18 protein-coding genes are annotated in these 18,276 nt (G+C 68.7%); all 18 read right to left on the bottom strand.

Translation table 11 applies throughout. The features are described 5' to 3' along the window. Nucleotides 1–2: 2 nt before the first annotated feature. Nucleotides 3–893 (bottom strand): serine/threonine-protein kinase, encoded by an 891-nt coding sequence (locus Strain318_RS11750; protein ID WP_367885884.1) that lies wholly within the window; start codon nucleotides 891–893, stop codon nucleotides 3–5. Between the two features lie 15 nt (nucleotides 894–908). Continuing rightward, nucleotides 909–1,448 (bottom strand): thioredoxin-dependent thiol peroxidase, encoded by a 540-nt coding sequence (bcp, locus tag Strain318_RS11755; protein WP_367885885.1) that lies wholly within the window; start codon nucleotides 1,446–1,448, stop codon nucleotides 909–911. Then, entirely contained in the window at nucleotides 1,448–2,404 is a 957-nt protein-coding gene (locus Strain318_RS11760) for an SDR family oxidoreductase (protein WP_367885886.1), read from the bottom strand. The genes bcp and Strain318_RS11760 overlap by 1 nt, the downstream gene beginning before the upstream one ends. Then, nucleotides 2,397–3,293, bottom strand: coding sequence for a bile acid:sodium symporter family protein (locus Strain318_RS11765; protein WP_367885887.1), 897 nt, complete (start codon nucleotides 3,291–3,293; stop codon nucleotides 2,397–2,399). The genes Strain318_RS11760 and Strain318_RS11765 overlap by 8 nt, the downstream gene beginning before the upstream one ends. Before the next feature lie 6 nt (nucleotides 3,294–3,299). Further along, nucleotides 3,300–4,592: a flavin-containing monooxygenase gene (locus Strain318_RS11770; protein ID WP_367885888.1), complete on the bottom strand. Its 1,293-nt coding sequence runs from the start codon at nucleotides 4,590–4,592 to the stop codon at nucleotides 3,300–3,302. A 5-nt stretch (nucleotides 4,593–4,597) separates the two neighbouring features. Next, the gene (gene argF, locus Strain318_RS11775; protein ID WP_367885889.1) at nucleotides 4,598–5,515 is read right to left on the bottom strand and encodes an ornithine carbamoyltransferase; all 918 of its coding nucleotides are present in this window, start codon (nucleotides 5,513–5,515) and stop codon (nucleotides 4,598–4,600) included. Next, a complete protein-coding gene (locus Strain318_RS11780; RefSeq protein ID WP_367885890.1) occupies nucleotides 5,512–6,171 on the bottom strand; it encodes a hypothetical protein in 660 nt (219 codons plus the stop codon). Before Strain318_RS11780 ends, argF begins: the two co-directional genes overlap by 4 nt. After that, nucleotides 6,168–7,601 carry an ATP-dependent protease ATPase subunit HslU gene (gene hslU, locus Strain318_RS11785; RefSeq protein WP_367885891.1) on the bottom strand — a complete coding sequence of 478 codons (1,434 nt, stop codon included), beginning with the start codon at nucleotides 7,599–7,601 and terminating at the stop codon, nucleotides 6,168–6,170. The genes Strain318_RS11780 and hslU overlap by 4 nt, the downstream gene beginning before the upstream one ends. Further along, nucleotides 7,601–8,146, bottom strand: a complete 546-nt coding sequence (gene hslV, locus Strain318_RS11790) for an ATP-dependent protease subunit HslV (protein WP_367885892.1) — start codon at nucleotides 8,144–8,146, stop codon at nucleotides 7,601–7,603. Before hslV ends, hslU begins: the two co-directional genes overlap by 1 nt. 22 nt (nucleotides 8,147–8,168) lie before the next feature. Then, nucleotides 8,169–9,089, bottom strand: coding sequence for a tyrosine recombinase XerC (locus Strain318_RS11795; protein ID WP_367885893.1), 921 nt, complete (start codon nucleotides 9,087–9,089; stop codon nucleotides 8,169–8,171). Beyond that, the gene (locus Strain318_RS11800) at nucleotides 9,082–9,606 is read right to left on the bottom strand and encodes an SRPBCC family protein (protein WP_367885894.1); all 525 of its coding nucleotides are present in this window, start codon (nucleotides 9,604–9,606) and stop codon (nucleotides 9,082–9,084) included. The genes Strain318_RS11795 and Strain318_RS11800 overlap by 8 nt, the downstream gene beginning before the upstream one ends. After that, complete coding sequence (gene trmFO, locus Strain318_RS11805; RefSeq protein ID WP_367885895.1) at nucleotides 9,603–10,976, bottom strand: methylenetetrahydrofolate--tRNA-(uracil(54)-C(5))-methyltransferase (FADH(2)-oxidizing) TrmFO; 1,374 nt, start codon at nucleotides 10,974–10,976, stop codon at nucleotides 9,603–9,605. The genes Strain318_RS11800 and trmFO overlap by 4 nt, the downstream gene beginning before the upstream one ends. Further along, nucleotides 10,973–13,387, bottom strand: coding sequence for a type I DNA topoisomerase (topA, locus tag Strain318_RS11810; RefSeq protein WP_367885896.1), 2,415 nt, complete (start codon nucleotides 13,385–13,387; stop codon nucleotides 10,973–10,975). Before topA ends, trmFO begins: the two co-directional genes overlap by 4 nt. Nucleotides 13,388–13,422: 35 nt before the next feature. Next, nucleotides 13,423–13,971 carry a shikimate kinase gene (locus tag Strain318_RS11815; RefSeq protein ID WP_367885897.1) on the bottom strand — a complete coding sequence of 183 codons (549 nt, stop codon included), beginning with the start codon at nucleotides 13,969–13,971 and terminating at the stop codon, nucleotides 13,423–13,425. After that, complete coding sequence (gene aroC / locus Strain318_RS11820) at nucleotides 13,968–15,167, bottom strand: chorismate synthase (RefSeq protein ID WP_367885898.1); 1,200 nt, start codon at nucleotides 15,165–15,167, stop codon at nucleotides 13,968–13,970. Before aroC ends, Strain318_RS11815 begins: the two co-directional genes overlap by 4 nt. A 69-nt stretch (nucleotides 15,168–15,236) precedes the next feature. Beyond that, nucleotides 15,237–17,189 carry a type IV pilus secretin family protein gene (locus Strain318_RS11825; RefSeq protein WP_367885899.1) on the bottom strand — a complete coding sequence of 651 codons (1,953 nt, stop codon included), beginning with the start codon at nucleotides 17,187–17,189 and terminating at the stop codon, nucleotides 15,237–15,239. Further along, complete coding sequence (locus tag Strain318_RS11830; protein ID WP_367885900.1) at nucleotides 17,186–17,671, bottom strand: hypothetical protein; 486 nt, start codon at nucleotides 17,669–17,671, stop codon at nucleotides 17,186–17,188. Before Strain318_RS11830 ends, Strain318_RS11825 begins: the two co-directional genes overlap by 4 nt. After that, on the bottom strand, nucleotides 17,668–18,276 hold the full coding sequence (locus Strain318_RS11835) for a type IV pilus inner membrane component PilO (protein ID WP_367885901.1): 609 nt from the start codon (nucleotides 18,274–18,276) through the stop codon (nucleotides 17,668–17,670). The genes Strain318_RS11830 and Strain318_RS11835 overlap by 4 nt, the downstream gene beginning before the upstream one ends.

The following is an 18,276-nucleotide window of genomic DNA, read 5'->3' on the forward strand; positions in this document are numbered from 1 at the left end:
CGCTACCAGCTGTGCACGAGGGCGTCGCGGAAGGCGCCGGCGTCGGGATAGCGGTCCGCCGGTTCCTTCGCCATGCCTTTCTCGAGCACGCGGGAGACGGCTTCGGGAATCTCCGGCCGCACCTCGTGCGCCGGCGCCGGCATCTCCGTGAAGTGCGCGACCATGAGCCGAGCGCCCTTGTACTCGGAGAACGGCGCTCGGCCCGTCAGGGTCTCATAGCCCACCATGGCTAAGGCGTAGACATCGGCGCGGGCATCGGCGGGATCGTCCGCGTGGAACTGCTCCGGCGCCATGTAGCCCGGCGTGCCGACGGCGAAGCCCTTGTCGGTGAGGCGACCGGCCGCGCTCGCGAGACTCTTCCGCATCTCGCTCAGTGACGCGCCACTCGACGAGCGCATCATCTCGAGACGCGCATGCGCCACGCCGAAGTCGCCAAGCACGGCGTGCCGACCCTGGAACAACACGTTGGCGGGCTTGAGGTCGCGGTGCACGACGCCGATGCCGTGCGCGTGCGCCAGCGCGTCGCTGAGCTCGTCGATCACTTCGAGGCCTTGCTCGATCGGCAGCGCGCCCGCCCGCAAGCGCTCCTCGAGCGAGGCCCCCGCGATGTACGGCATCACGTACCACATCATCTGGTCCGTCGCGCCCATGCCGATGATCGGCACGATGTGCGGATGCTGCAGCTTCACCAGCACCGCGATCTCGCGCTTGAAGCGCGTCAGCGCCACGTCGCCGGCGAGCTCCGGCGGCAGCAGCTTGATAACGACTTGCCGCGGCAGTTCGGCGTCGGACGCGAGGAACAACCGACTCTGCCCCCCCGCCGTGAGCTCGCGCTCCACGATGTACTTCCCGTGCAGCGCTGCCTGCAGCGTGGCGAGGAACGCGTCCGTCATGCCTTGATTCTACGACTATTTCTTTCGAGCCGCACGAGGCGCCGCGCGGACCACGGCCTGGGCCGGCGGAGGTTCCGGCTTCCCCAGCAGAAAGGCATTCACCGCCGCGGCGTGGCCCTTCTCCTGCACCTTTTCCCAGACGCGTTCGACGCGGCCCTCGGCGTCAATCGCGAAGGTCGTGCGCATCACGCCCATGTACTTCGTGCCGTAGAGCTGCTTCTCCTGCCAGACCCCGTAGGCTTGGCAGACCGCCGCATCCTCGTCATTGAGCAACGGAAACGTGAGTCCCTGCGCCGCCGCGAACTTCGCCTTTGACCGCAGCGTGCCGGGCGCGACGCCGAGCACCACGGTGCGCCGGCGCTTGAGGCGCGGCAGGTGCTCCTGGAACTCGCAGGCCTCCGTGGTACAGCCGGGCGTGGAGTCCTTCGGATAGAAGTAGAGGACCACGCGCTTGCCTCGAAACGACGACAACGTGACGGGCGAGCCGTCGGGCGTGGGCAAGGTGAAGTCCGGCGCGAGATCGCCCGGACCGACATTCGAATAGCGCAGCGGCATCACGGTGCGCCGGCAGGGGCGCGTTCGCGTCCCCGCTGGGCCTCGGCAAAGGTCTGGAAGGCCTCGGCGGACGTCTTCTGCGGCGTGTAGCCGAAGACCTCCTTGAGGCGGCGATTGTCTAGCACGGGCCGGTAGCGCAGGAAGTCCAGCTGCTCCGGCCCGTATCGGCTGAGTCGGAAGAACCGCCCGATCCCCAGCGCCTGACGGATGACAAACGCCGGCAGCATGCGCGTCGGTTTCCCAAGCGCCTCGGCGATCTCGTGGATGGTCATGGCCCCATCCCCGGCCAGGTTGTAGACGCCGGTGCGGTCTCCCCGCACCCCGTGCAGGATCGCACCCGCCACGTCCTCATCCCAGATGAACACGAAGCGCGAATCGCTGCCCCGCACGCCGAGGATGCGGCGCTGCTGGAACAGCGCGGTGATCTGGTTCTTGGTCGTCGCGCCGAGCACGGTGCAGATGCGCAGCACGAGCTGGCCAAGCTGCGGCGCGAGCTGGCGATACCGCGCAAGCAGCTGCTCGACGACGCGCTTGTGATAGGCGTACGCGAAGCGCTCGCTGGCGCGCAGCGGATGATCCTCGGTGATCCACGCCGGGTTGTCGGCATGGTAGCCGTACGCGGCGCCGGAACTGGACACCGTGAGATGCCGCACCCCTGCATCGACGGCGCACGCGACGACGTTGTTCGTGCCGCCGACGTCGATGTCGTAGTCCGTCTTGCGATCCCGACCGCCTTCGAGCACGGCCGCCAAATGGATGACGTGCGAGATGCGCAGGTCCGCCATGAGGTCGCGCAGGCGCGGGTCGCGGACGTCGAGCGCGACGATCTCGAATCCGAGGTCACTGCGCGCCCGGAGGTCCGCACCGACGACGAAGTGCTCGGCCGCCAGGCGTTCGCCGACGATACGCCCGACGTAGCCGCCGGCACCGGTGATGAGGATACGCTTCTCAGGCACGCGGCGGCCTCGCCCCCCAGTAGGCACTGAGCAGCAGCCCACTCACGAGGTGCCACACGCCCCAGAACGCGGTGATGAGCATCATCGAGCCGGCGGTCGGGAAGAACGTGAAGAGGATCGCCAAGCCGAGGCCGGAGTTGTGGATCCCGACCTCGATGGTCACGGCGCGCGTGTCGGCGTCGTCGAGCCGGGCGAGGCGCGCGACGCCAAGGCCGATGCCCAGCGCCATGGCGTTCTGCAGCACGACGAGCCAGAAGAAGCTCCCGAAGCGCTCGACGAACAACGCGCGGTTCTCCCAGAAGGCGCCGGCGATGAACGCGATGAGGATGAGGAAGCTGAGTTGGCGCAGGGGCCGCTCGAGGCGCTGGGCCACGCGCGGCGCCCGCGTGCCCACGAGGACACCCGCGATGACGGGCAGCGCGAGCACCAGCGCGACCTGCGCCAGGATGCCGCCCACCGGAAGCTCGACATCGCGCAGCAGCTCGCGCGTGCGCGGGTTGAGCCAGCCGTACAACGCGAAGTTGAGCGGCGTCAGCGCCGTCGCCGCGAGACTCGACACCGTCGTCATGCCCACCGAGAGCGCCACGTTGCCGCGCGACCGCCAGGTCAGCACGTTGCTCAGCGCCCCGCTCGGGCAGGCCGCGACAAGCATCATGCCCAGCGAGAGCGCGGGGTCCACCTTGAACACCCAGGTCAGCAGGCAGGTCGCAGCGGGCGTGAGTACCGCCTGCGCCGAGAGCCCCGCGAAGATTCCCGCCGGCCGGCGCACGACGCGCCGCAGGTCGTCGAGCCGTAAGTCCAGCGATGCGCCGAACACCATGAGCGCAACGATCGCGTTCAATGCGACCAGGCCCGACGGGTCGAACTTCAGCGGCAGCGCGTCGTCCATGCTTGCCTAGCCGCGCAGCGCGCGCGTGTGTCGCCGCAGCAGCTTCAGGTAGCTGTCCTTGTGCACGTAGTACGCCATGCGGTCGAGCTTCAGGTAGTTGAAGCCCCCGTCCACTCGCTCGCCGAACTTCGCGCGCTTCTCCGCCTGCAGCGCCAGCGCCGCCGGATGCCGCTCGGCCAGTCGTGCAAGGTACAGCGCCACCAGCTCCGCCTGCTCGTAGCGCCCCTGCCAGCCCAAGCCACTGGCTTCGACCATGCCCATGAGGAAGAGCGTGTCGTCCGTCGGGTGCATGACGTTCAGGTACAGCGATGGCGCGGCGGCCGCGGCTGGCCAGTTCAATGCCTCGCGCGCGATGAACGGATAGTGCAACGCATAGCCCGTGGCTTGGAGGATCGTGTCGTAGTCCGCGCTCCTGCCGTCGGCAAAGGTGACGCCATGGCCCTCGACGCTCGCGACGTCTGCGCGCGGCGTGATGTCGCCGTGCGCCAGATGATGCAGCAGCAGCGAGTTCATCACGGGATGCGACTCGTACAGCCGATACTCCGGATCCGGCAGTCCGTAATCCGACGGCTTGCCGACGACCATCCGCACCATCAGGCCGTCGAGCCGCTGCTTCAGCGGACGTGGCAACCGGATGAGGCCGCCGAAAGTGTCGATCGGCTTTCCCTTGAGGAACTTGGGCAGGAACCAGTATCCGCGGCGTACGCTCAGGTCCACCGACGCGGCGGCACGCACGGCGTCCACGGCGATGTCGGCCCCGGAGTTGCCGCAGCCGACGACCAACACGCGCTGGCCGCGCAGCTGCTCGGGCGACTTGTACTGCGCCGAGTGCATCACGGTGCCGGCGAATGCGCCGGGCAGCGCCGGCTGGAACGGATGATGCAGCGTACCCGTGGCGATGAGCACGCCCGCGAAGTGCCGTGTGCGCTCCGTACCACCGCACGCGGTCGTCACGTTCCAGCCGCCCTCGGCCGCCCGGGCGACGCGCAGGACCTGCGTCGAGAACTCGTAGTGCCGCGTGAGGCCGAAGTGCGCGGCGAACTCGACGAAGTAACGCTTGAGCTCATCGTGCCGCGGGTACGGCGCCACCTCGGGCCGCATCGGAAACTCGGCGAACTCCGTCATCCGCTTCGACGAGATCAGGTGCGCACTCTCGTACACCGTGCTCTGCGGATTCGCGATGTCCCAGAGGCCGCCGACGCCGCTGTGCAGCTCGAAGCCCGTGAAGGGCAGGCCGTGCTTCTGCAGCACGCGCGCCGTCGCGAGCCCCATCGGTCCCGCGCCGATCACGGCGTACATGGCGGTCAGCCCAGCGGCTCGCCGCCCATCAACACCGCCATCACGGCCTTCTGCACGTGGAGGCGGTTCTCGGCTTCGTCCCACACGCGGCTCTGGGGACCGTCGATCACCTCCGCGCTCACTTCCTCGCCGCGATGCGCCGGCAAGCAATGCAGGAAGATCGCATCCTTCCGGGCGCGCGCCATCATCGGGCCGTTCACCTGGAACGGCGCGAAGGCCCGCTCGCGGATCGCCTGCTCCTTCTCCTGGCCCATCGACGCCCACACGTCCGTGGTGACGACGTGCGCACCATCGCAGGCCGCATGCGGATCGCGCAGGAGCTGCACGTTGCCTCCTGTCGTCGCACGGGCGAGAATCGTGGGGTCGGGGTCATACCCTTCCGGGCAGGCGAGGCGCAGGGTGAAGCCCAGCAGGGACGCGGCATCGCACCAGCTGTTGGCCATGTTGTTGCCGTCGCCGATCCACGTGATGGTCTTGCCTTCGAAGCTGCCGAGGTGCTGCTGCACCGTCAGCAGGTCCGCGAGGATCTGGCAGGGATGCTGCAGGTCCGTGAGCCCGTTGATGACCGGCACCTGCGAGTGGCGCGCGTACTCTTCCACGTCGGCGTGCGCAAAGGTGCGGATCATCATGCCCTGCACCATGCGGTCGAGCACGCGGGCCGTGTCTGCCACGGCCTCGCCGCGACCGAGCTGCACGTCGCGCGGCGAGAGGAACAGCGCGTGGGCGCCGAGCTGCCAGGCGCCGACTTCGAACGAGACGCGCGTGCGCGTGCTGGACTTCATGAACAGCATCGCGAAGGCCATGCCCTCGAGCGGACGCTTGCGGTACTCGCCGCGGCGCATCGCGTCGGACAGCCGGAACAGGGCGCGCAGCTCGGCCGCCGAGAAGTCGGTCAGCGCGAGGAAGTCACGATGCGGCTTCACGGGAACCTGCACTCCTCGGGTTCGTCTTTCCACGTCGGTAGCGAATCGGGGTTGGGCTGGCCTTGCTGCGGGAAGCGCTCCCGCAACGAGAAACGGCGCACCGCGACGGCCGTGCGCGCCGAGAGCACCTGGCGATTGCGCAGGCGCACCGACGGCGCGTAGGTGACGGCGAGTCGCCAGTTTCCGCCGCGGTCGAACTCCACGACGGTCAGTGCGAATCCGGAGCCTTGGACGGAGAGGCAGTGCGGCGTCGCGCCCGTCTCGTTGCGCATCTTCGTCGCGGTCTCGAACCACGCGGCCATCGCGGCGCTGTCGGACGCCAACTGCTGCGTGGCTTCGACCTCCAGCACCTGCACATCCTCACGCGGCCACGACTCGTCGCCGGTGCCGTCGTAGCCCTGCACCGAGTACACCACGTCCCACTCCCCGATACGCTCGCGGTATCCCTCGAGCGGCGACCGCTCGACGGCCCGCCGCATCGCCCGCACCTGCCCGGCCCGCAGCTCGGCGATGTTCATGCCGCGCAGCTGGTCGTAGGGGGCCAGGTTCGCCGCCAGGTCCGCGATGTCGCGGCGCTCGCCGCAGCCCGTCGCCGCGCCCGCCGCCAGTGCCAGCGCCAGGCCGGCCAGTGCTCGCCGCTGCATCGTCGTCCTCACAGGATGTACTTCCGCAGGTCTTCGTCCTCGGCAATCGCACCGAGTCGCTGCTTCACCACCTTGGCATCCACCACTTCGGGTGCCGTGCCGCGGTCAGGCAGCTCGTAGAGCAGGTCTTCGAGCAGCGTGGTCATCACCGTGTGCAGGCGCCGCGCGCCGATGTTCTCCATCTTCGCGTTCACCTGCGCGGCGATGCGCGCGATCTCGGCGATCCCATCGGCCGAGAAGGTGAGGTCGCAGCCGTCCGCCTTGACGAGCGCCGCGTACTGCTTGGTGAGGGCGTTCTCCGGCTCGGTCATGATGCGCACGAAGTCCGCCTCGGTGAGCGGCTTGAGCTCCACGCGGATCGGGAAGCGGCCCTGCAGCTCGGGGATGAGGTCGCTCGGCTTGCTCACGTGGAACGCGCCGGCCGCGATGAACAGCACGTGGTCCGTCTTCACCATGCCGTGCCGCGTCTGCACGTTGCTGCCTTCGACGATGGGCAGCAGGTCGCGCTGCACGCCCTCGCGCGAGACGTCCGGCCCGCCGAAGTCGCCCTTCTGCCCGGCGATCTTGTCGATCTCGTCGAGGAAGATGATGCCCATCGTCTCGACGCGCTCGATGGCGTCACCGATCACGTCGTCGAGGTCGATGAGCTTGTCGAACTCCTGGTCGAGCAGGATCCGCCGCGCCTCGGCGACCTTCACCGTGCGCTTCTTCGTGCGCTTCGGTAGCAGGTCGGCGAGCATGTCGGTGAAGTTCTGCATGCCTTCCGGCGCGCCGGGCTGCGAGAGCTGATCCATCATCGGCGGCTGCTGGGCGACTTCGACCTCGACTTCCCGCTGCTCGAGCTGGCCGTCGCGCAGCAACTGCTTGAGCTTCTCGCGCGTGCGCTTATGCCGCTCCTCAGCCAGCGCCTGCTCCTGCTGCACGTTGCCTTCGGGGCCGGCGACGAACACACGGTCCGTGCCGCTGGACGGGGTCGCCGACGACTTGGGCGGCGGCGGGAGGAGCAGGTCCAACAGGCGCTCGTCCACGCGGTCGTTGGCGAGGTCCTCGACCTCCAGCTCGCGCTCCGTGCGCACCATCTCGATGGCGCTGTCGACGAGGTCGCGCACCATGCCTTCCACGTCGCGGCCCACGTAGCCCACTTCCGTGAACTTCGAGGCCTCGACCTTCACGAACGGCGCGCCGGAGAGCTTGGCCAAGCGCCGCGCGATCTCCGTCTTGCCCACGCCGGTCGGGCCGATGAGGATGATGTTGTTGGGCGAGATCTCCTGGCGGATGCCCTCGGGCGCGCGCTGCCGGCGCCAGCGATTGCGCAGGGCGATCGCCACGGCCTTCTTGGCCTCCGCCTGCCCCACGATGTACCGGTCCAGCTCGGCGACGATGCGCCGCGGCGTGAGATCGGCAAGGCGGGCCAGCGCCTGCTCCGTCCGCGGACCCGCCATCAGGCGCTGGGCTCCACGACGGTGATGTGCGTGTTGGTGTAGACGCAGATCTCGCCGGCGATGGTGAGCGCGCGCTTCACGATCTCCGTGGGCGGGAGATTCGTCTCGCGCACCAGCGCGCGGGCCGCGGCCAGCGCGTACGAGCCGCCGGAACCGATGGCGAGGATGCCGTCGTCCGGCTCGATGAGTTCGCCGTTGCCGGAGATCACGAAGCCGTGGTTCACGTCCACCACCACGAGCAGGGCCTCGAGGCGGCGCAGCACGCGGTCGGAGCGCCATTCCTTGGCCAGCTCCACGGCAGCCTTGGGCAGGTTGCCCGGATGGCGCTCGAGCTTCTCCTCGAACTTCTCGAAAAGAGTAAAGGCATCGGCGGCGGCGCCGGCGAAGCCCGCCAGCACGCGCCCGCCCTTCAGGGCGCGCACCTTCACGGCGCCGGCCTTCATGACCGTGTCGCCGACGGAGACCTGGCCGTCGCCGCCGATGGCGACCTTGCCGTCGCGGCGAACGGCGAGGATGGTCGTGGCGTGGAACGTGGGGAGCGGCATAAGAGGGGAAATATACTCCCGCCTACGCCCGCGGATGCGCCCCGCGGTACACCTGCTTGAGCCGCTCCACGCTGGTATGCGTGTAGATCTGCGTCGTGCTCACGCTGGCATGCCCGAGCAGCTCCTGGACCGCCCGCAGGTCCGCCCCGCCGTCCAGAAGGTGCGTGGCGAAGGTATGCCGCAGCGCGTGGGCCGAGAGCCCCGCGCCCTCGTCCACCTCGCCGAGCGCGGCGGTGACGGCGTTGTGCAGCGTCTTCTGGCTCATGCGCTTGCCGCGGCTGCTCAAGAAGAACGCCACGCGATCCGCCTTGGGGCCCACCTGCGCGATGAGCTGGTCACGCAGGCGCTCGTACTCGCGTAGCGCGCGCTGCGCCGGTCCGCCCACGGGCACGATGCGCTCCTTGCGTCCCTTGCCGCGCACCTTCACGGAGCCGGCAAGCAAGTCGAGGTCGCGCCGATCGATGCCGCGCAGCTCCGAGAGGCGGAGACCCGTGGAGTAGAACAGCTCGAGGATCGCCAGGTCCCGCACGTCGTTGAAGCGCCCCTCCTGCGCCCGCGTCGCGGCCGCCTGGAGTAGCGTCTCGACCTGCGCACGGTCCAGGTGCCCCGGGAGATGCTTCTCGAGCTTGGGGGAACTCACCGCGCGCGCGGGGTTCGCCTCGACGAGATCGTTGCGATGCAGCCAGCGGAAGAACGAGCGCGCCGCCGAGAGCGCCCGCGCACTGGACCTCTTCGAGAGTCCGCGGCGCGAGAGATGCGCCAGCCATGCGCGAAGGGCGAGCCGGTCCACCGTCGCCCAGTCCACGCGCTCCACGCCGAGGTGCCGCGCCAGCACGGACGCCAGCTCGTCGAGGTCGCGCGCGTACGCCGTCACCGTGTGCGGCGAGACGTCGCGCTCCTTCTCGAGATGCGTCAGGAACTCGGCGACGAGTGCGTCAGCCATGCCGCGGCGTCGCCGACTCGCCGAAGTGCGCCCCGAGCGACGAGAGGAACGAGTCGATCGTGCGATGCTTGCCGCGCAGCTGCATCACCGTGCGGAAGATCGGCGAGTCTACCCAGCCTTCCTCGGTGATCGTCACTTCCGTGCCGGAGGGCGTGTCGCGCACCTCGTAGTACCAGGTGCCGCCCCACCCCTGCGCCTCGGCGTTGAGGATGTTCACGACCATCTCGCGCGGCGGATTCACGCTGGTGATCTCGATCTCGATGCTGCCCATGGCGCCCATGTCCTCACGCCACGATTCCCGCGGCGCGCCCTTGATGCGCTCCACCGACACGACGTCGTTCCACCACGTCGGCGACGCCTCGATGTTGCGGATCACCTTGAACACCGTATCCGCCGGCGTGACGAGCACCAGGGTGCTCGTCACCACATGTTCGCGCGGCAAGCGGCGTCCGTAGAGGTACGCGCCCCCGACGACCACCAGGGCGACGACCAGCACCAGCTTGATGAGGAACTTCATACCGAGGCTCCGGAGGGAGAGAGCGAGACCACGCCATACTCCTGACGCCACGAGGCCAGTTCCTGTAACGCCCGCTCGGCGTACCGCTCCCGCTTCAGGGCCTTGTCGCGCGGCGGGTCGGCGAGCTCCTCGAGCAGCCCGAAGTTGGCGTTCATCGGCTGGAAGTGCGCCGGGTCGGCCTCGCGCAGGTGTCGGTACAGCGCCCCCAGCATCGTGGTCGGCGGGGGCAGCACGGGCCGCTCACCCCGCAGCAGGCGGTCGAGGTTGATGCCCGCCATGATGCCGGTGGCCGTGCTCTCCGTGTACCCCTCCACACCCGTGATCTGCCCGGCGAAGAGCGTCGTCTCCGAGTCCTTGAGCGAGAGATGTGGTGAGAGCGCCTGCGGCGCATTCAGGTACGAGTTCCGATGGATGCTGCCGAAGCGCAGGAACTCCGCGTTGCCCAAGCCGGGCACGAGGCGGAACACCTTCGTCTGCTCCGGATACCGCATGCGCGTCTGGCAGCCCACGAGGTTCCACATGCGCCCCGCCCGATCCTCCTGGCGCAGCTGCAGCACCGCCCACGGCCGCTTGCCGCTGCGCGGGTCGCGCAGCCCCACGGGCCGCATCGGGCCGTGGCGCAGCGTCTCGGCCCCGCGGCGCGCCATCTCCTCGACGGGCATGCAGCCCTCGAAGTACGGGATGTCCTCGAACTCGTGCGAGTGATACAGGTCCGCCTCGACCATCGCCGCGATGAAGGCGTCGTACTCCTCCTTCGTCATCGGGCAATTGAGATACGCGCCCTCCGGACCGGCCTCGGCCATCGTCTCCTTGCCCCAGCGCGCGGCGCGGAAGGCGATGCTCGTATCGATCGACTCGGACGATATCACCGGCGCAATCGCATCGTAGAAGGCCAGCGACTTGGCACCCAAGCGCGACGCGATGCTTGCGGCCAACCCATCGCTCGTCAGCGGGCCCGTCGCGATGATGCCAACCTCCGGCAGCGCCGTGATCTCGTCGCGCACGACGGTGATGTTGGGATGCGCCAGGATCCGCGCCTGCACGGCCGCCGAGAAGATGTCGCGGTCCACTGCGAGCGCCGTGCCGGCCGGAATGCGCGCCGCATCCGCGCACTCGAGGATCACCGAGCCCAGCGCGCGCATCTCCGCCTTGAGCAAGCCGTGCGCGTTCGTCGCGTCCGTGCTCTTGAAGGTGTTCGAGCACACGAGCTCGGCCAAACTCTCCGTGCGATGCGCCGGCGTGCCTTGGTTGCCCGGCGCACCGCGCATCTCGTGCAGCACCACGCGGTGCCCACGCTCCGCCAACTGAAAGGCGGCCTCGCTGCCTGCGAGGCCGCCTCCAATGACGTGGATCTCCGTCCGCGTCGTCACGCCGTCGCCGCCTCCGTGGCCTCAGTGCCTTCCGGCGCTTCCACATCCCACTCGTTCGCGCACTTCAGGCACTTTCGGTAGTGACCGCGGGTCTTGTTGCTCTTCGCTTCCGCGCCCACGTTGCCGCACTCCGCGCACTTCTCGGCCACCGGCTTGTCCCAGCAGACGAAATCGCAGTTCGGATAGTTCTCGCAGCCGTAGAAGGCCTTGCCGCGCTTCTTCGAGCGCCGCGCCGCGATGTCGCCGCCGTCCTTCGGGCACATGACACCCGTCGGCATGGACTTCGTGCCCTTGCACTTCGGGAAGGTCGAGCAGCCGAGGAACTCGCCCGAGCGCGAACGACGGATGACCATCGGCTTGCCGCAGATCGGGCAGGCGTACTTGGTCATCACCGGCGGTTCCTTCTTGCCCTTCAGCGGGCGCGTGAACTTGCAGGTCTTGGGATGGTTCTCGCAGGCCACGAACGGCCCGAAGAAGCCACCCTTCGGCAGCAGGCGTCCGCCGCACTCCGGGCACTTCTCGTTGTCGAGCGCCGAGAGATCGTGCGCCTCGCGAATCAACGCCTCGGCGTCCACGCTCTCCAGCGAGTGCTCGAAGGGCCCCCAGAACTCCTCGAGGACGTCCTTCCAGCCCATCTCGCCTTCCTCGACCTTGTCGAGTTCGCCTTCCATCTGCGCGGTGAAGCCCACGTCGAACTCACGCGGGAACTGCTTCACCATCACCTTCTCGACGCTCTCGCCGAGTTCGGTGGGGAAGAAGCGCCGCTGCTGCAGCTCGGCGTAGTGCCGCTCGGTGAGCGTCGAGATGATGCTCGCGTAGGTGGACGGACGCCCGATGCCGCGCTTTTCCAGCTCCTTCACGAGCGAGGCTTCGGAGTAGCGCGGCGGCGGCTCGGTGAAGTGCTGCGAGGGATCGATGCCGCGCACCGGCGCGTGCTCGCCCGGTTCGATGGCCGGCAGCGCCTGCTCGTCTTCGAGCGCCTTCGAGTCGCCTTCTTCACGCGCTTCCTTGTAGAGCGCAAGGAAGCCCTGGAACTTGATGACCGAGCCCGTGGCGCGGAACAAGTAGCGCCCGAGGTCGAAGTCCACCGTGGTGGTGTCGAACACGGCCGGCGCCATCTGCGAAGCCATGAAGCGCTGCCAGATCAGCGTGTAGAGCTTGAGCTGTTCGGGCGAGAGGTACTTGGCCACGCTCTCCGGCGTGCGGGCCGGATCCGTGGGGCGGATGCCTTCGTGCGCGCCCTGGGCGGCGTCATCCTTGCCGGCGGGGAAGAGCCGCGGGGCGTCGGCGAGGAACTCCTTGGGATAATGCTTGCCAAGGTAGTCACGCGCGGCCGCAGCGGCGGTCTCCGCCACGCGCACGTGGTCCGTGCGCATGTAGGTGATGAGACCGACCGCACCTTCGCTCTTCCCGAGTTCGACGCCTTCGTAGAGGTTCTGCGCGAGACGCATCGTGCGCTTGGAGCCGAAGCCCAGCTTCTTGGCGGCTTCCTGCTGAAGCGTGGACGTCTTGAACGGCGCCTCGGGGTTCTTGCGACGCTCGCGCCGCTTGATGTCCGTGACGTCGAAGTGCTTGCGACCTGCGAGGTCCTTGAGGATGGCGTTGGCCGCGGCTTCGTTCGGGATCTCGGGCTTCTCGCCGTCGAGATGGTGCAGCTTCGCGACGAATTCCTGCCCCTCATGCTCGAGGCGCGCGGCGATCGTCCAGTACTCCTTCGGCTTGAACGCGCGGATCTCGCGCTCACGCTCCACGAGCAGGCGCAGCGCCACGGTCTGCACGCGACCGGCGGAGAGGCCCTTCTTCACGGTCTTCCACAGCACGGGCGAGGCCTTGTAGCCCACCAAGCGATCGAGCACGCGCCGCGCCTGCTGTGCGTCCACCTTCTTGCTGTCGATCGCGCGGGCCTCGGTCAGCGCCTTGCTCACCGCGTCCTTGGTGATCTCATAGAACAGCGCGCGCTTGATCGGCGCGCCGGTCTTCTTGATCTGCGACTCCACGTGCCAGGCAATCGCCTCACCCTCGCGGTCAGGGTCGGTCGCGATGAACACGGCCTTGGCCGTCTTGGCCGCGCTCTTGAGCTCGGCGACCGTCTTCTCCTTGCCCGGGATCGTCACGTATTCCGGCTCGAACCCATTCTCGGGGTCGATGCCGATGCTCTTCACCGGCAGGTCGCGGATGTGGCCGACCGTGGCCTTCACCGCGTAGGCGGAGCCCAGGTACTTGCCGATCGTCTTGGCCTTGGCCGGCGACTCAACGATGACGAGCGACTTGCCGGCCGCCGCGCGGGCGGCCTCCTCGTCATGGGGAAGCTCGGGCTCCGCGCTGCGGCGCCGCGCCTTTGTGGGGGCGCGCTTCGCGACGGCCTTCGTCTTGGTCGCCTTCTTGGCGGTGGTTTTCTTGGTCGTTGCCATTAACTCGGAGGGTCGAACGGAACAGGGAGGTCATCCTAGTTCCGAGTTCTCCCCGTCGCAAGCGCAACTATATAAGAGGCGACCTCGTCCGGCGACATCGAATCTACGCTAACTGTATGCTGCGATTGCAGATACAGCCGCTCTCGCCGCGCCAGAAGTTCGCGCAGCTTTTCGAGGGGATTCGGGCCCCCGACCAGCGGCCGCCCCCCACCCTGGGCCGAAATCCGCGCCGCTGCGACCTCCGGCGAGACCTGCAAATACACAGCGATTGACCGGTGAAGCATCTCCGCCACCGCGTCCTTCAACTCGATCCAGCCGCCCCCAGTCGCCACCACGATCCGGCCGCTCGCCGCGACCTCCCGCGACACCGCCCGCTCCAGCTTCCGGAACGCCGCCTCGCCCTGCCGCGCGAAGATCTCCGGGATCGTTCGGCCAGCCTTCGCCTCGATCTCCGCGTCGAGATCCACGAAGCCCCAGTCATGCTCGCCCGCCGCGTCCAGCTGTGCGCAGACCAGCGGCCCCACCGTGCTCTTCCCCGCGCCCGAGAGCCCGACGAGCACGATGCGCTCCGGCGCAGGAATCATCCCAGCCGCTCGGCGACGCGCTGCAAGTAGCTCGCGTGGTTGCGCTGCAACTCACCGAGGGAGTCACCGCCGAACTTCTCCAGCACCGCGTCGGCGAGCACCAGCGCGGCCATCGCCTCGGCGATCACGCCCATTGCCGGCACCGCCGTCACGTCACTGTGCTCCGCCGCAGCGGCCGCCGTCTCGCCGGACTTCACGTCCACCGTCTGCAGCGGACGCATGAGAGTCGAGATCGGCTTCATCGCCACGCGCAGCACCAAGGGCTCGCCAGTGGTCATGCCGCCTTCGAGCCCGCCGGCGCGATTCGTCACGCGCCGCACGTTGCCCGTGCGGGGATTCCCCGGTGCGGGAACGATCTCGTCGTGCACCTCCGCACCCGTGCGCCGCGCCGCCTCGAAGCCCATGCCCATCTCCACGCCCTTCACGGCCGGAATCGAGCAGATGGCGGCGGCGAGGCGACCGTCCAGCTTGCGGTCCCAGCTCACGTGCGCGCCGAGTCCGACAGGCAACCCAGTGACGACGACTTCGCAGATGCCGCCCAGCGTATTGCCGTCCTTCTTGGCCGCATCGATGCGCGCGATCATCTCCTGCTCGGCGATGGTATCGAGGCAGCGCAGCGGCGAGGCGTCCGCGGCGGCATTCAAGTCCACCGGGAGTTCGGCGGGCACGGCGGCGTCTACGCCGCCGAGGTGCACCAGATGGCTGCCGATGCGCACGCCGAGCGCGGCCAGCAACTGTCGCGCAACGGCGCCCGCGGCGACCCGAGCGGTGGTCTCGCGAGCCGAGGCGCGTTCGAGGATGTCGCGGGCGTCGTCACGGTCGAACTTGAGCAGGCCCGTGAGGTCCGCGTGCCCGGGCCGCACGCGCGTCACCTGGCGCTTCCGGCCCTCCGGCGTGTCGTCCTCTGGCCGCGGCGCGGGATCCATGATGGCTTCCCAGTTGGCCCAATCCTTGTTGCGCACCAGCAGTGCGATGGGCGAGCCCAGCGTCTCGCCGGCGCGGACGCCCGCGAGGAACTCGACGTGGTCCGTCTCGATCACCATGCGCCGCCCGCGGCCGTAGCCCTGCTGGCGCCGCGCGAGCTCTTGGTCGATGTGCGCGGCGAGCAGCGGCAGCCCGGCCGGCACGCCTTCGACCAGCGCGACCAGGGCGGGGCCGTGCGATTCGCCGGCGGTGGAGAAACGGAGGTGGGGCATGGAAGAAAGGAGGAAGGGGCCGCCCCGCAATATCGCGGAGCGGCCCCCGGTCCTGCCATCGGGACTGCGTCAGGGACGCGGCGTCATCGCATTGTTGCGGACCGCTTCGCCTTCGTCGACGATGTGCGGCGTGACGAGGATCAACAGGTCCTGCTTGCGCTCGATGGTGCGGTCCTCGCGGAAGAGGCGACCGATCCACGGCAGCTTCATGAGGTACGGGATGCCGCTCTCGAAGCGCGACACCTGCGTCTGCGTAAGGCCGGCGATGACCGCGGTCTCACCGTCGCCGACGAGCACTTCGTTCGTCGACTGGCGCTCCGAGATTTCCGGACCGGCCACGGTGATGCCGAGCACCGACTGCTGGATGGCCTTGATCTCCATCGTAATCTGACGGTTGGCCGTCACGCGCGGCGTGACTTCGAGCGTGATGCCGACCTTCTGGCGATTGATCGTCGGCGTTACCGGCGCGATCTGGCCGGGAATCACCGGCGGCGTGAGCAGGTACGCGATTTCCGTACCGGCAAACAGCGTCGCCTTGCGGTTATCGATGGTCGTCGTGCTCGGCTCGGCCTGCACGTCCGACAGATTCTGCGAACTGAGGGCGTCGAGGAACGTCGTCAGGCTGTTACCGCCCATCACGACGTTGTAGATGAGGTTCAGCGAGCTGGTTCCGGAGAACGACCGGTTGGCGTTCGCCACGCCGATGAAGGCATCGCCGCCCAGGCCGATAGTGAACTCGCCCGTCGACCCCGGCCGCGTGAACACCTGGTTGCTGAAGTTCGTCGGCGAGCCGAAATCGTAGCTGATGCCGAGTTCCTGCGTCGCCGTGCGGTCCACGGCGATGATCTTCGCCTTGATGGCGACCTGCGGCGTGCGGAAGTCGAGGTCACGCACGTAGCTGACGATCTCCGGGAGGCGCGAGACCGTCTCGGTGATCAGGAGGACGTTGGTCTTCTCGTCGAAGGTCACGACGCCGCGGCCGCAGGTCTGCGGCTGGGCGGGGTTGGCAGAGCCGGCCGCGGCGGGCGCCGCCCCGGCGGCAGCAGCTGCCGGATCGGGCGTCGCCGCGACGTCGACGACCGTGCTTTCGGCGCCGACGGAACCCGACGAGCAGGCCGCGATGAGCTGACGGATGGTCGCGGCGAGGGCCGATGCGCGCGCGTAGTTCACCGGCACCATCTGGGTGACCAGCGGCTCGGCTGCGACGCGCTGTGCGAGGTTGCGGTAGCTATCGACCGTGATGATGCCCGTCGAGTCCTGCACGGCCTGCAGCCCATTGGCCTGCAGGACCTTGCTGAGCGCGACGTCCCACGGCTGGTTGACGATCTCAGTGAAGCGCACGGTGCCGGTGACGCCCGACCCCGTGATGAACGTCCGGCCCGAGAACGCGGAGAAGTGGGCGAGGACGTCGAAGATGCTCATGTTGCTGAACGTCACCGTGATGCGCGGCTGCTCGGTGGCCTGCTGCACCGGGGTGGCGGCGCGCAGCGGCTCGATCATCGGTGCACTGGCCACCTCGCGCACCGGCGCGGGTGCCACCGGCGACGGCGCCACCGGCACCTGCGGGACCGCACGGGCGGCCTCGATGCCGCTGGACCACGGCGAGAAGCTGTCGCCTCCCCGCACGCTCACACGCACTTCGGAGTCGGTCCGTGTCACCTCGTAGGCGCGCGGGCCGTCGACATCGAGCACGAGGCGGACGACGTTCGCATCGAACTGGCCGAGGCGCACGTTGCGGATGCCCGCGCGATCGACGCGGTCGTAGGCCGGCGCCCGCGTCTGCAGCGTGGCGCCGCGGAGATCGACGACGATGCGGTGCGGGCCCTCGAGCGTGAAGTGGGCGACGTCGAGCTCGCCGGCGAAGGACAGCACCACGTCGGCGCTGCCGGCACCGGGCACGACCGTCACGGCCGTCACCCGCGCGGCGGCGTCCGAACGCGCCGGCGGGGCCGCGGACAGCGCGGTCGCGCCGAACAGGAGTGCACCGGCCGCAAGCGCGGACAGCGAATGATTGCGCCTCATGGCGTCCTACCTCCCCCAGCGGAAACGTTGATCGACAGGGTCTCCTGCCGCGTGTTGCCAAACTCATCGATCGCCAGCACGACCTCGCGCTGGCGGATCGCCACCACGCGCATGCGCCCGAACACCGAACCGACGCGCACACGGTAGATCTCGCTGCTCGACACATCGCGGAGCGTCGCGATCGACTGGCGATCCGTCGGCGCGAGCGTGATGGCGACGACTTCGAGGTCCTGCAGCATCGGGCGGATGTCCCCGCTCTCGATCAGCGACGAGAACGGGTCGCGGCGTCCGGACAGCGGGTAGCTGTAGACTTCGCGGTTGAAGATCACGTTGCCCGCCGAATCGCGCTTCAGGCCGTCGGTCGGCACTTCCACGCGCGCGCTCGCCGCAGCCGCCGGACGACGGCCACCCTGGGCGCCGCCGAGCATGGGGACGGCCACGGCGACGAGCACGGCGGCGATCGCCAGAATGCGACGGTTCATGGGGTCCCCCCGTCTTCGGCGTCTGCGGCACGGAGGACGTAGGTCTGGATGTCGAAGTTCGCACTCAAGACCTGCTGCCCGCTGGCGACGCGCAGGCGCGAGCTGCCCTGCGGGGCCGGCGTCAGACTCACGCCCACCGGGGCCATGATGCGGCGCAGCGACCCGACCGCCGTGAGCATCTCGGCGATCTGGTGATAGGTCCCGTTGAACGAGAACCGGTAGCGGTAGGTATCGAAGGTCTCACCGCGGACGACGGCGCCTGGCACGAAGCTATCCTGCTCGAGCCCGACGCGACGAGCCGCCGCGAGGATCTGGTCCAGCAACGCCGGCACTTCGTTGCCCGCGGGGATCAGTGTGCGAATGAGCGCGAGGTTGTCGCTGAGTACCTTCGCCTCCTCGCGCATCTGTTCCACCGTGCCGCGGGCCAGCATCGCCTTGGCACGGTTGTTGGTCTGGTCGAGCTTCTCGAGGCGCGCTTCCTGGGTCGCCAAGGTCTCGGCCTTGGGCGTGTAGACGAAGTTCCAATACGCGGCAGCGCCGAGGATCCCGACGATGCCCACGACGAGCATCACCTGGTCGCGCTGATTGGTCGGCATTCCGGCCAT

This window comes from Pseudogemmatithrix spongiicola (genome assembly GCF_030623445.1).
GTDB classification, from domain to species: Bacteria; Gemmatimonadota; Gemmatimonadetes; order Gemmatimonadales; family Gemmatimonadaceae; genus Pseudogemmatithrix; species Pseudogemmatithrix spongiicola.

Excerpts from the sequence above, each read along its gene's own strand:
- Strain318_RS11750 (WP_367885884.1), bottom strand. The coding sequence starts at position 893 with ATGACGGACGCGTTCCTCGCCACGCTGCAGGCAGCGCTGCACGGGAAG.
- bcp (WP_367885885.1), bottom strand. The coding sequence starts at position 1,448 with ATGCCGCTGCGCTATTCGAATGTCGGTCCGGGCGATCTCGCGCCGGAC.
- Strain318_RS11765 (WP_367885887.1), bottom strand. The coding sequence starts at position 3,293 with ATGGACGACGCGCTGCCGCTGAAGTTCGACCCGTCGGGCCTGGTCGCA.
- Strain318_RS11770 (WP_367885888.1), bottom strand. The coding sequence starts at position 4,592 with ATGTACGCCGTGATCGGCGCGGGACCGATGGGGCTCGCGACGGCGCGC.
- hslU (WP_367885891.1), bottom strand. The coding sequence starts at position 7,601 with ATGGCGGGTCCGCGGACGGAGCAGGCGCTGGCCCGCCTTGCCGATCTC.
- hslV (WP_367885892.1), bottom strand. The coding sequence starts at position 8,146 with ATGCCGCTCCCCACGTTCCACGCCACGACCATCCTCGCCGTTCGCCGC.
- Strain318_RS11795 (WP_367885893.1), bottom strand. The coding sequence starts at position 9,089 with ATGGCTGACGCACTCGTCGCCGAGTTCCTGACGCATCTCGAGAAGGAG.
- Strain318_RS11800 (WP_367885894.1), bottom strand. The coding sequence starts at position 9,606 with ATGAAGTTCCTCATCAAGCTGGTGCTGGTCGTCGCCCTGGTGGTCGTC.
- topA (WP_367885896.1), bottom strand. The coding sequence starts at position 13,387 with ATGGCAACGACCAAGAAAACCACCGCCAAGAAGGCGACCAAGACGAAG.
- Strain318_RS11815 (WP_367885897.1), bottom strand. The coding sequence starts at position 13,971 with ATGATTCCTGCGCCGGAGCGCATCGTGCTCGTCGGGCTCTCGGGCGCG.
- aroC (WP_367885898.1), bottom strand. The coding sequence starts at position 15,167 with ATGCCCCACCTCCGTTTCTCCACCGCCGGCGAATCGCACGGCCCCGCC.
- Strain318_RS11825 (WP_367885899.1), bottom strand. The coding sequence starts at position 17,189 with ATGAGGCGCAATCATTCGCTGTCCGCGCTTGCGGCCGGTGCACTCCTG.
- Strain318_RS11830 (WP_367885900.1), bottom strand. The coding sequence starts at position 17,671 with ATGAACCGTCGCATTCTGGCGATCGCCGCCGTGCTCGTCGCCGTGGCC.
- Strain318_RS11835 (WP_367885901.1), bottom strand. The coding sequence starts at position 18,276 with ATGGCCGGAATGCCGACCAATCAGCGCGACCAGGTGATGCTCGTCGTG.